Here is an 11,087-nt window from a genome sequence, read left to right on the forward strand (position 1 = left end):
GACATGGGCGTGCTGCTCGACGAGTGCGCCGACCGGGGGGTGCCGACGGTCGTGCACCTGGACCGCCCCTTCGACATCGCCCCGGACTCCGGCACGACCCACGACGTGCCCGCGCTCGCGCGGCTCGTGCGGACCGCGGCGGGCTGGCTCGCCGCGGCCGGTGCGCGGCCCGGCGACCGCGTCGCGATCGTCAAGGACAACCACTGGGACTACGACCTGCTCGCCTGCGCGGCGGTGCGGATCGGCGCCGTGCCGGCGAAGCTGTCCGGAACGCTGCCGCCCGAGTCGCTCGCCGTCCTCCTCGGCCGGCTCTCCCCCGCGGTCCTGATCACGACCGCGGACGTGCTGGACGGGGGGCACGCGGCCGCAACCGACCTGACCGCCGCCTGCCGGGTGACGGTCACCGTCGACCGCGAGCACCCGGGCGCGGCCCACGTCGGCGAATTCCGCGACGCCGCCCCGCCTCCCCCGGTCCGGCCCCGCGCGGACGACCCGCTGGTGATCATGCACACCTCCGGCACGACCGGTTTGCCCAAGCTGGTGGCCCATTCCACCCGCACCATCATCGGGGCGCTGGCCCGGCTGGAGGCCCGCCGGGTGCCGGTGGTCGGCGTGCGGCACAGCGACACCGTGACGACCGTCAGCGCGTACGCCCACGGCCGGACGTTCTGCTGGACGGCGAGCGTGTTCTGCCTCGCCCCGCGGAAGATCGTGGTGCTGACCGACGCCGATCCCGACCGGGCCGACCCCGTGCTGCGCGCGCACCCGCCGACGGTCCTCGAAGGACTGCCCGCGAGCTACGTGCGGCTCCAGCCGCTGACCACCCGGCTGGACAACGCCTTCCGGGACGTCCGGCTGTTCGTGAGCACCTACGACGCCGTGCACCCGCCGACCGTGCGGAGCTACCTCGCCGCCTCGGCTCGCCGGCGCCCGCTGTGGATGCAGGGATGGGGGCAAAGCGAAACCGGGCCGATCACGTTCCGCTTCCTGGCCCGGAAGTCGGCATCCTGGCGCAACGCCGGACACCCCATCCCGCTGCGGACGCGGCTGCGGGTCGTCGACCCGGCCACGCTGGTTCCGGTGCCCCGGGGCCGGCCGGGCGTCGTGCAGGTCCGCACCCCGGCACGCTGCCTCGGCTACGTCGGCGAGGACGAGCGGTTCGCGGGCAAATGCGCGGACGCGTGGTGGAACACCGGCGATCTCGGGGTGCTGAGCCGGACCGGATCCGTGCGGCTGCTGGACCGCGAAGTCGACACTGTGCCGGGGATGAGCTGCCTCGCGGCGGAGGACGCGATCGAGGACCGCCTCGACACTGTGGCCGAGTGCGTCGTGCTCGGCCGGGCGGGCGCCCCGCCCCTGCCGGTGGTGGTCGCCGACGGCGCGCTGGACCCCGCGGCCTGGGCCGCGGCGGTCGCGGACCTGCCGCCCATGGCCGGGCCCGTGGTCCTGGCGCGGGAGGACGTGCCCCGCACCGGCACCGGGAAAGTCCGCCGCACCGCCCTGCTCGCCGCGCTCACCGGGAACGCCGCACCCGCGGGTTCCGGCCGCTGGACCTGAAGGAGCACGATGACCCTCGCCGGCCGGCGCTACGTCTTCGACAACAACAACACCCACAGCGACGAGCAGCACCGCTGCCTGGCCGCGGCCTACGACCCGGCCACCATCGGATCGCTCGCGGCGACCGGTGTGGGACCGGGGTGGCAGTGCCTCGAAGTCGGCGCGGGCGGCGGCAGCATCGCGCACTGGCTCGCCGGCCGGGTCGCCCCCGCCGGCGGGGTCCTCGCGACCGACATCAACCCCCGCCACATCCACGCGGCCCCCGGCCTCACCGTGGAACGGCACGACGTCGTCCACGATCCGCTGCCGGAGCGGCGGTTCGACCTGGTCCACGCCCGGCTGGTCCTGCTCCACCTGCCCGAACGCCTCGCGGTGCTCGACAAGCTGGTGCGGGCGGTCAAGCCGGGCGGCTGGCTGCAGCTCGACGAGTTCGACATCGCCTACGGGCCGGCGCTGGCCGGCCCGGACACCGGGCGGTACGAACGGTTCCTCGACGCCAAGGCCGAGCTGATGCGGACCGCGGGGGCGCTCGGCACCTGGGGACGTTCGGTGGGTGCGGCCATGATCGCCGCCGGGCTGGAACGGGTCGAGGCGCGGCCGCACGTGTCGCTGTGGGACCGCGACTCGCCCGGCCTGCAGCTGCTCGTGCACCACACCCGGCACCTGCGGGACGAATTCGTCGCGGCCGGGTTCTCCGACGACGACCTCGCCCGCGTGCGGGACGTGATGGCGCACGAGGACTTCCGCGCCTGTTCCTGCCTGTTCTACACCGTGCGCGGGCAGCGTCCGGCATGACCGTGACCCTGCCTTCCACCCACCCGGCGGTCCGGCTCGCCCGTGACCACCTCGCCGCCCTCGGCGCGGGTGACACCGGCGTCGAACCCACCGTCGGCTGGGCCGGTCCGGTCGACCTGCCGCTCACCGACGAGGTGCTCGTGCAGGCGGCGTGCGGGATCATGCACGTCCACGGCCGCGCGCGAGGCACCCCCGAGCCCTTGGCTGTCGACTACGCGACGGCGGTGGCCGGGGTGCTCGCCACGGCCGGGGTGCTCGCCGCGGAGTTCGCGCGAGGCCGCGGCGTGCAGCTGCCTGCCGTACGTACGTCCGTCGCCCAAGCCGCGTTGTTGTCGGTCGGCCAGTATCTGGCGTGCGGGCCACCCGAGACACCTGCCGCGGTCGGCGTGCCACCGCCGTTCGTGTCGGCCGACGGCGTCCGGTTCGAGATCGAGACGCTGCGCGCCGAGGACTGGCAACGGTTCTGGCGGGCGATGGGTGCCTGGGAACCGGCACTGCGGCAGGGATGGGCGCCGTTCGTGCACCGGTTCGCGACCGCGGTCTGTCCCCTGCCCGCCGCCCTGCACGACGTGCTCTCAGTGCACCCGTTCACGGTGATCGACCGCGCCGGTACCGCGTCCGGGGTGAGCGTCGTGCCCATCGGTGAAACGCCGGTGGTCCCGGTATGGGCCTTCAGCCCGTTGCCGGGTGGGCCCGGTGCTTCGGCGGCCGACCCCGACGTCGACGCGCCGCTGCGAGGAGTGCGGGTGGTCGAGTCGGCGCGCCGGGTCCAGGGGCCGCTGGCGGGGCACGTGCTCACGCTGCTCGGCGCGGACGTGCTGCGGATCGAGCCGCCGGGCGGCGACCCGGCGCGCGGCGTGCCGCCCCTGGCCGGCGGGGTGTCCGCGCGTTTCGCGGCCTTGAACGCCGGGAAGGACGTGGTGGACCTGGACCTCACCGAACCGGCGGGGCGGGCAGCGGCGAAGGAACTGGTCGCCGACGCAGACGTGTTCCTGCACAACTGGGCGCCGGGCCGGGCCGCGGCGTGGGGCCTGGACGCGCCCGACCTCGCGGCGGTGCGTCCCGGGCTGGTGTACGCGGCGGCGTCCGGCTGGGGCCCGCACCTGGGGCCGCACCCGCCGCTCGGCACGGACTACGTGGTTCAGGCGCACAGCGGGCTCGCCGCCGCGCTGCGCCCGCCCGGCGAGCCACCCGCACCGTCGCTGATGACGATCACCGACGTGCTCGGCGGACTGGTGTGCGCGGTCGGTGTCCTCGCCGGGCTCAACCGCCGGGAACGCACCGGCGCCGGCTGCCGCGCCGACACGTCCCTGCTGTCCGCGGCGAGCACGGTTCCGCGGGTGCGCCGGGAGTTCCACCGTCCATTGCGGACCGCGGACGGCTACGTCGCCGTGTCCGGCGCCTTTCCCGAGGACACCGGCCGGTGGTCGACCGAGGAGGTGCTGACCCGCCTCCGGGAGCACGACGTGCCCGCGGTGGCCGTGACGACGGACCTCGCAGCGCTCCGCGCCGACCCCCGCTTCACCGCCGCGCTGCACCGATCACCGTGGGAGTTCCGGTGAGCGCCGTGTGGACGTCGAGGGCCGGGGTCGTGATCCCGGACCTCGTGCCCGAGCAGCTGCGGCGTGCGTGGGTGACGCGCGGACTGTGTCCCGGCAAGGACATCCACCGGTCGTTCACCGAACACGTGGACGCGCACCCGGACCGGCAGGCGGTGATCGACGACGCCGGTCCGGTCACCTACGCCGAACTCGACCGCGCCGTGTCCGCCACCGCGGCCGGGCTGCGTGCCGCCGGGCTGGGACCCCGCGACGTCATCGGCATCCGGATGGTCAACAGCAGGCACGCGGTCGCCGCCGAACTGGCCGTGGCCGCCGTCGGCGCGGTGTCCATGCCGTTCCCGGCCGGGCGGGGCAGCCGGGACGCGCTGAGCCTCCTGCACCGCGCCAGGGCGACCGGCCTCCTCATCGACCAGCAGGCCGACGACCTGCCGACCCGGACCCTCCCCCACCTGCAGGCGACGATCGCCCCCGAGCAGCTCGCCACCCGGGCGGCCGCTCGCCCCGCGCCCGTGGCCGCACCGGGTGACCCGGCACGCATCCTCGTGTCCTCCGGCTCGGAGACCGAACCGAAGATGGTGGCCTACTCGCACGACGCGTTCCTGGGCGGGCGCGCAACCTACGTGCGTGCCCTCCACGAAGACGACACCCCGATGCGGAACCTGGTGCTGGTGCCGCTGTCGTCGTCGTTCGGCTCGTGCGGGATCCCGGTCACCGTGGCCGCGCTCGGCGGGACGCTCATCGTGCAGCGGCGGTTCGACCCCGACGCTGCGCTGCGCGCGATCGACGAGCACGAACCGACCCACGTGTTCGGCGTGCCCACGATGCTGAGCCGCCTGGCCGAGCGTCACCGCACCGGACGCCCACGCGGGTTGCGTGCGCTGGTGTCAAGCGGCGCGCCCATGCCGCCGGCGGTCGAACAGCGGATCCGGGCCCGGTTCCGCACCCCGGTGATCCGCGTCTACGGCTCGACCGACGGCGTGAACTGCCACAACGCCATCGACGGCCGCCCCGACCCGGCGGTCGCCACAATCACCGTCACCGACGAAGCCGGCAGGCCGCTCCCTCCCGGCACGTCCGGGGAAATCCGCGCCCGCGGCCCGATGACGCCGATGTCCTATGTGGCCGATCCCGAACTGAACACCCGTTACCGCACCGCCGACGGCTGGGTCCGCACCGGAGATCAAGGTGTCATCGACGAGAGCGGCGTACTCCACGTGACCGGTCGCAGCGGCCAGATCGTCCTCCGCGGCGGCCGCACCATCAGCCCGGCCGAAGTCGAGACGTACCTGTCCGGCCACCCCGCCCTGGCCGAGGTCACCTGCATCGGAATCCCCGACCACGACCTGGGCGAACGGCTGTGCGCCTGCATCGTGCCGCACCCCGGTCACCCATCACCCGGCCTGGCCGAACTGACCGAGTACCTCCGCACCCGCCACGACCTCGAACCGGTCAAGCTCCCGGAACGCGTCATCGTCCTGCCCACCCTGCCCCTGGGACCGACCGGGAAGGTCTGCCGAACCACTCTCACCCGGCTGGCCACCACCCCGGCAGCGTCCGGGAAAATGTTCAGAACCGGTAGCGGAGTATGCGGGTGCCTTGCCGGGACAGGGCGGTGCTGTGGCTCATGAGCCGGGTGGCCGCGCGCAGTGGCTGGGGGAAGCCGGCGACTTCCGGGGCTCGGGTGAGCAGCTGCTCCTCGACCATGGTCAGGCCGGCGTCCCACGTCTCGGGGTCGTGCGGGTCGTCGAAGCCCTGGGCGGCGGTGATGCCGATGGCCTTGATCGCCGGGTGGTACTTCATCGACCACGCAGCGAAACGGGTGTAGCCGTTGAGGGCCAGTTCGCCGGTGGTGAAGTGCGCGGTCAGCTCCCGGGTCATCCGCTGGAACGTGTCGCCGGGCAGGAACGGCAGCAGGCCCTCGGCGACGATCATGACCGGCCGGTCGCGGGGCAGCGGGGCCAGCCAGCCCGTCGTGGTCAGGTCGGCGCCGACGCGTAGGGAGCGGTCCGGGAGGAACCGGGACCGCAGATCGGCGACGTCGGGGAAGTCGACGTCGTACCAGCCGACGCCGGCGGGCGGGTCGCAGCGGAGGACGCGGGTGTCGAGCCCGCACCCGAGGTCGAGCACGACGGCGTCCGGATGGGCGGCGACGAACGCCCGGACCGCGTCGTCGAGTTTCTTGGCGCGCAGGGCGGTGCCGCAGACGAGGCCGGGCTTGAGCTTCAGCTTGGCGAAGTCGTAGTCGATCGCGTCGGCGATGCCGGCGGAGTGGGTGTCGCCGAGGATCGGGTGGGGCAGTTTCGTGTCCAGAGCCCTCGCGTAGAGGGTGAGCAGCAAGGTTTCCCGGAGCGGGTCCAGGTCCAGTCGCAAGCGTGGCACGAAAGTCCTCACGTGTTCGGGGGGTTGCGGGCGGCGATGTCGCGTAGCCAGGTCAGGGACTGCTGGGCGGCGCGGATGCGTTCGGTCTGAGCCCCGCTGCCGCCGGCGAGCTTCAGGCCCTCGTCGGCGATGTCGCCGAAGGCGCCGAGGCTGTCGAGCTTGCGCTGGATCACCTTGTGCCAGGCGTCGTCCTCGATGCGGTAGTAGGTGGTGCGGTCACCCGGCACGCGAACCTTGCGGACCAGCCCGATGGCGGCGAGGAACCGCATGTTCGACGTCAGCGAAGCGCGGCTGGCCCGGATTGTCTCGGCGATCCGGCCGGCGGAGCACTCGGGCGGGTCGCAGATCATCAGCAGGCCGAGGATGCGCCCGGTGATCGGCGGGAGCGCCCATTCCTCCACGCAGAACGTGGCCACCCGCTCGACCCACTGCAGCACCTCGTCCTGGTTGTCCTCACTGGACATAGCGCCCCCGCGGCTCGCCCACACTGGCACCGACCGTGCGGTAATCGATCGCCAGCACGGCGAACCCGGCGCGCACGAAGTGCGGCGCGAACACGGCCAGCGCCTCCTTGACCATCACCCCGCTGTGCCCCAGCACCAGACCGGGCACCGGGGCATCCGCCTCCGGCAGGTACAGGTCACCGGCGCACGCGGTGCCGAGGCTGTTGAACCGCACTTGCTCAGCACGCTGAGTCACCGTCTCCCCCTTCCCTTCGTCGGCCAGTTGTTTCAGTCTTGACTGAAATAGCTGGCAAAGTCAATCACGAGCCGATCGGAGTGTCACCCCGGGTGGCCGGCGGTAGCTGGAGCTCAGCGTCCGCCCGGCGCCGGCGCACGTAAAGCGCTTTCGGCGCGGGCCACCGACCGGGCCGAACCGGGCGGGTGGAAATTTGCCGTCATGCGTCTTGACGTCACCCAGTCGGGACGGGTTTACTGTCAGTTGTCTCGATGGAACCGGTTCCGCGGCCGCCACCTGGAACACTCCAGCACCTCGGGTTTGACTACATCACCCGAATGCCGATACGAGCCGTGTGCTCGCCTCGGCATCGTGACGCGCGCAGTGCGCGACACGGTGGATCACGACTGACCAGGTGGGCTCGATGAGATCAAAGACGTTCTCCCGACCACGACGCGCCACAGCACACCGACCGCACCCGCGGGGCACAGCTTCCGCCGCCCGCTCCGGCCGAGTGGTGCCCCGTCTCCGCGGAATCGGGTCATTGCCGTGCGACTCCTGTGTGGCCGCGGGGTTCACCCGGACAATGGCGCGCCGGCACCAGCCCGGGCGCGGGTGTTCATTCTGCGCGTTTCCAGATCGGCGACTGCCGCCCCAGTTCCGCGTTGACCGTGTTCACCGGCGCGAGCAGTAACACAGCTCCCCGGCAGTAGGCTGCCGTTCTCGCAAGCGGCAGTTAACGGCGCCCAGGCATCGGAGAAGATCCGCGCCACCATTGCGGTTATAACAACATCTGCGGCCACGGGTGCCATCTCCGCTATTGCATTACTTCGGACCTTCGTAGTACGCATGCGACTCTTCGAAAACAAAGCAAGGAGATTCATATGCAAAATATGACAAGTCGGGCTGCTGGTTGGCGACCTCGACAGTCCCGGCTCCGGACCCGGGCCGTTCTCACCGCTGCCCTCGCGCTGGCGCTGGCCGGGAGTACAGCCTTCGTGGCCGGCGCGAGCGAAACCAGCGAACCGGGCTCCGCTGCCGCCGGCGCTTCGGGCAACTCCATCGCGGCGGATGCCGGCTGGGTGGATGTCGACCAGGCCCGGTACCAGCGCGAACTGACCGCCTACCAGGGCATCGTGCCGCCACCGGTGCCGGCCGGGACGACCAGGGTTCCCGAGTTCCACACCGACTGCACGGTCGCGAACGAAGCCAAGGACGATGCGATCGTCTTCCCCCGCCTGCCCGGCGCCTCCCACATGCACACGTTCTTCGGGCCGAGGAACGACGCGTTCATGACCACGGAAACGCTGCTGGCCGCCGGGTCGACCACGTGCAACTCCCCGGGTGACAACGCCGCTTACTGGGTACCGCAGCTGCAGCGGAACGGTGTGGCCGTTCCGTTCAAGAGCATGCGCACCTACTACGGTTCCCGGCTCCCCGACCCGTCGGCCGTCCGACCGTTCCCGCCCGGGCTGGTGATGGTGCAGGGTGATGCCAAGCTGCAGGTCCCCACCCAGAAGGGCCAGGGGAACCAATTCTGGTGCGCGGGCAGCGCCGAGGTCGGGCGGAGCGCCGACGGGAACTGGCCGGTTTGCGCCCCTGGCGGGAACCTGATCTACCAACTCACGTTCAAGGATTGCTGGGACGGCAAGCACATCGACTCACCCGACCACAAGTCGCACATGGGTGACCCGGTCGGCGGCAAGTGCCAGGGAAACTACCCGGTCGCGGTGCCGAACCTGTCGTACATGGTCAACTACGACAGCCTGGGCGGCAACGGCCTCGCGCTGTCGTCGGGAATGGCGTCGTCGATGCACGGTGACTTCATGAACGGCTGGGACCACGTCAAACTGGCCGCGCTGGTCAAGACCTGCCTGAACCAGAACGCGAAGTGCGGGACCACGCCGAGCTTCACCGGCGGCTGAGAGCGACGGCAAGCGGGCGCCGTGCCGTCCCGACGGCCGGCACGGCGCCCTTCAGCTGGTCTTTCCCGGCGATCGCGGAAGCCGGCAAGTGGTCGATCGACGAGCTCAGGACCCGGCATCCCGCGCGCGGCGCCACCGAATGCCACGGGGTGACGGCTCAGCGTTCGGCCCTGACCAGCGCGGAGAGACTGGCCTGTTCTTGCAGGACTCGCGAAGCCAGGCTCACGGTCTGCGGCTCTTGGCCGGACGACTTCTCGCCGAGCGCCAACCGTTCCTTCTGATCCAGGTGCTCGCGCAGGCACTTCTTGAAGTAGTTGTCGAAGTCCGCCTCGCGCAAAGCGCCGGCCTGCGTGATCTGGTTCGAGGAAACCATCCCGGGCATCTCCATCCCCTTGTGGGGGTTCTCCGCCGGGAGGCCGGCCTGATCGTGAAGCCGCCGCAGATCCAGCAGCTCCGATTTTGTCGAGGCGTCGGCCTTTTTCCCGAGGTCGCGGACAGCTGCGGTTCCGGTGTGACTGTCGACGAGGCCGAGCATCGGAACAAGCTGCTCGTCCATGGCCACGTTGATCTCGATCCAAGCGCGGTCCGTAGCAGCGAACGACGACGCCGCAGTAGGGATGGTTGTATTCACGGATGGATTTCCGGAGTGACTGTGGAGACCGGTGGCGCAGCCGCCGGCGAATACCATGCCCATGATGCCCAATCCCAGAAAAATGCGCATGTATTGATTACATGCTATCCCCTCCGACGAAGTCAACATGTCTTCATTCTTTTACCGCGACAAGCGCGCGGACGGCCTGGGACGAGACCGGAAGGGACGGAGACGAAGGCGTTGAGCTCGGCCGGCGACCCATGGTGCGCGGGTGGTCGTGGGTAGAACTGCGGGCCCGCGATCCCCGCTCCCGTCTCCAGAATGGCGGGTGGAGACGGGAGTGGTCACGTGCGCGTGTTGTTGTCGACCTACGGGTCGCGCGGGGATGTCGAGCCTCTGGTCGGGCTGGCCGTACGGGCGCGGGAACTGGGCGCGCAGGTGCGGGTGTGCGCGCCGCCCGATTTCGCGGAGCGTCTGGCCGGCGTCGGTGTGCAGCTGTTCCCGGTCGGCTGGCCGGTGCGACCGGTGTTGCACGGGGCGACGCCACCACCGGCCGGCGACCGGTCCCAGCGCGTCGCGGAGCTGATCGCCGCGCAGTTCGAGGCGCTGGCCGCGGCGGCGCAAGGGTGTGACGCGATGGTGGCGGCCGGGCTGATGCCGGTCGCGGCGCGGTCGGTGGCCGAGAAACTGGGTCTGCGCTACCGGTATGCGAGCTACTGCCCGGTCATCCTGCCCTCGCCGCACCACTCGCCGGTGCCGTTCGCGGAGCGACCGTTCCCGCCCGGGGCGACCGACCACCAGGCGCGGTGGGAGCTGGATGCCCGCAACTACAACGCGGTGTTCGGCGCCGAGCTCAACGCCCACCGGGCGGCGATGGGCCTGCCCGCCGTCGACGACGTCCGCCGCCACGTCCTGACCGACCGGCCCTGGCTGGCCGCGGATCCGGTGCTGGCACCGTGGCCCGAGCCGTCGGACCTCGACGTCGGGCAGACCGGTGCGTGGATCCTGCCTGACGACCGACCGCTGCCCGGCGAGGTCACGGCGTTCCTCGATGCCGGTGATCCGCCGGTGTACGTGGGGTTCGGCAGCATGCGTGCCCCGGCCGACGTCGCCAAGGTGGCCATCGAGGCGATTCGGGCCCAGGGGCGCCGGGTGGTCGTCGGGCGGGGCTGGGCCGATCTGTCGCTGATCGACGACGGCGCGGACTGCTGCGCGGTCGGCGAGGTCAACCTGCACGCCCTGTTCGCGCGGATGGCCGCGGTGGTGCAGCACGGCGGCGCCGGCACGACGACGGTGGCCGCGCGGGCCGGCGCGCCGCAGGTGGTGGTCGCCCAGATGGTGGACCAGCCGTACTGGGCCGGGCGGGTGGCCGAGCTGGGCATCGGGGTGGCCCACGAGGGTCCGACGCCGACGGCCGAGTCGCTGTCGAGCGCGCTCGATCGGGCGTTGGCGACGGAAACCGCTGCCCCGGCTCGGGCGGTCGCGGCCGCGATGCGGACCGATGGGGCCGCGGTGGCCGCGTCGTGGCTGCTCGATACGGCCGGATCGGCGCGCTGAACCGAGGCGGTGCCGAGCGCGGTCGGTACGAAGGCGTCGTCG

The 11,087-nt window shown here is 71.8% G+C and carries 10 protein-coding genes; 6 read left to right on the forward strand and 4 right to left on the reverse strand.

Annotated features, from left to right (window positions below; all coding sequences use genetic code 11):
• Positions 1–3: 3 nt before the first annotated feature.
• The 4 genes from Q5425_RS44185 to Q5425_RS44200 are packed head-to-tail and all read left to right on the forward strand — an operon-like array spanning position 4 to position 5,542.
• Positions 4–1,557 (forward strand): AMP-binding protein, encoded by a 1,554-nt coding sequence (locus Q5425_RS44185; RefSeq protein WP_308678730.1) that lies wholly within the window; start codon positions 4–6, stop codon positions 1,555–1,557.
• Positions 1,558–1,566: 9 nt separating this feature from the next.
• Complete coding sequence (locus Q5425_RS44190; protein WP_308678434.1) at positions 1,567–2,352, forward strand: methyltransferase; 786 nt, start codon at positions 1,567–1,569, stop codon at positions 2,350–2,352.
• Positions 2,349–3,914 (forward strand): CoA transferase, encoded by a 1,566-nt coding sequence (locus tag Q5425_RS44195; protein ID WP_308678435.1) that lies wholly within the window; start codon positions 2,349–2,351, stop codon positions 3,912–3,914. Before Q5425_RS44190 ends, Q5425_RS44195 begins: the two co-directional genes overlap by 4 nt.
• The gene (locus Q5425_RS44200) at positions 3,911–5,542 is read left to right on the forward strand and encodes a long-chain fatty acid--CoA ligase (RefSeq protein WP_308678436.1); all 1,632 of its coding nucleotides are present in this window, start codon (positions 3,911–3,913) and stop codon (positions 5,540–5,542) included. Before Q5425_RS44195 ends, Q5425_RS44200 begins: the two co-directional genes overlap by 4 nt.
• Here Q5425_RS44200 and Q5425_RS44205 read toward each other — a convergent pair.
• Genes Q5425_RS44205 through Q5425_RS44215 form a run of 3 tightly spaced genes read right to left on the reverse strand, consistent with a single transcriptional unit; the run spans position 5,481 to position 6,992 of the window.
• Positions 5,481–6,293: a class I SAM-dependent methyltransferase gene (locus Q5425_RS44205; RefSeq protein ID WP_308678437.1), complete on the reverse strand. Its 813-nt coding sequence runs from the start codon at positions 6,291–6,293 to the stop codon at positions 5,481–5,483. The genes Q5425_RS44200 and Q5425_RS44205 overlap by 62 nt on opposite strands.
• Before the next feature lie 8 nt (positions 6,294–6,301).
• Complete coding sequence (locus tag Q5425_RS44210) at positions 6,302–6,757, reverse strand: transcriptional regulator (protein ID WP_308678439.1); 456 nt, start codon at positions 6,755–6,757, stop codon at positions 6,302–6,304.
• Positions 6,747–6,992, reverse strand: a complete 246-nt coding sequence (locus Q5425_RS44215) for a hypothetical protein (RefSeq protein ID WP_308678440.1) — start codon at positions 6,990–6,992, stop codon at positions 6,747–6,749. The genes Q5425_RS44210 and Q5425_RS44215 overlap by 11 nt, the downstream gene beginning before the upstream one ends.
• A 977-nt stretch (positions 6,993–7,969) precedes the next feature.
• Here Q5425_RS44215 and Q5425_RS44220 point away from each other — a divergent pair.
• Positions 7,970–8,896, forward strand: a complete 927-nt coding sequence (locus Q5425_RS44220; protein WP_308678441.1) for a DUF1996 domain-containing protein — start codon at positions 7,970–7,972, stop codon at positions 8,894–8,896.
• Between the two features lie 157 nt (positions 8,897–9,053).
• Here the strand turns inward: Q5425_RS44220 and Q5425_RS44225 are convergent, their stop codons facing one another.
• Positions 9,054–9,617: a DUF305 domain-containing protein gene (locus tag Q5425_RS44225; RefSeq protein ID WP_308678443.1), complete on the reverse strand. Its 564-nt coding sequence runs from the start codon at positions 9,615–9,617 to the stop codon at positions 9,054–9,056.
• 219 nt (positions 9,618–9,836) lie between these two features.
• Here Q5425_RS44225 and Q5425_RS44230 point away from each other — a divergent pair, with 219 nt between their 5' ends.
• Positions 9,837–11,045, forward strand: coding sequence for a glycosyltransferase (locus Q5425_RS44230; protein ID WP_308678445.1), 1,209 nt, complete (start codon positions 9,837–9,839; stop codon positions 11,043–11,045).
• Positions 11,046–11,087 lie beyond the last annotated feature (42 nt).

It is taken from the genome of Amycolatopsis sp. A133 (assembly GCF_031082405.1).
In the GTDB taxonomy this organism is placed as follows: domain Bacteria; phylum Actinomycetota; class Actinomycetes; order Mycobacteriales; family Pseudonocardiaceae; genus Amycolatopsis.

What these genes read in the sequence shown, in the direction of transcription:
- Q5425_RS44185 (WP_308678730.1), top strand. Translation starts at nt 4, where the DNA reads ATGGGCGTGCTGCTCGACGAGTGCGCCGACCGGGGGGTGCCGACGGTC.
- Q5425_RS44190 (WP_308678434.1), top strand. Translation starts at nt 1,567, where the DNA reads ATGACCCTCGCCGGCCGGCGCTACGTCTTCGACAACAACAACACCCAC.
- Q5425_RS44195 (WP_308678435.1), top strand. Translation starts at nt 2,349, where the DNA reads ATGACCGTGACCCTGCCTTCCACCCACCCGGCGGTCCGGCTCGCCCGT.
- Q5425_RS44210 (WP_308678439.1), bottom strand. Translation starts at nt 6,757, where the DNA reads ATGTCCAGTGAGGACAACCAGGACGAGGTGCTGCAGTGGGTCGAGCGG.
- Q5425_RS44225 (WP_308678443.1), bottom strand. Translation starts at nt 9,617, where the DNA reads ATGCGCATTTTTCTGGGATTGGGCATCATGGGCATGGTATTCGCCGGC.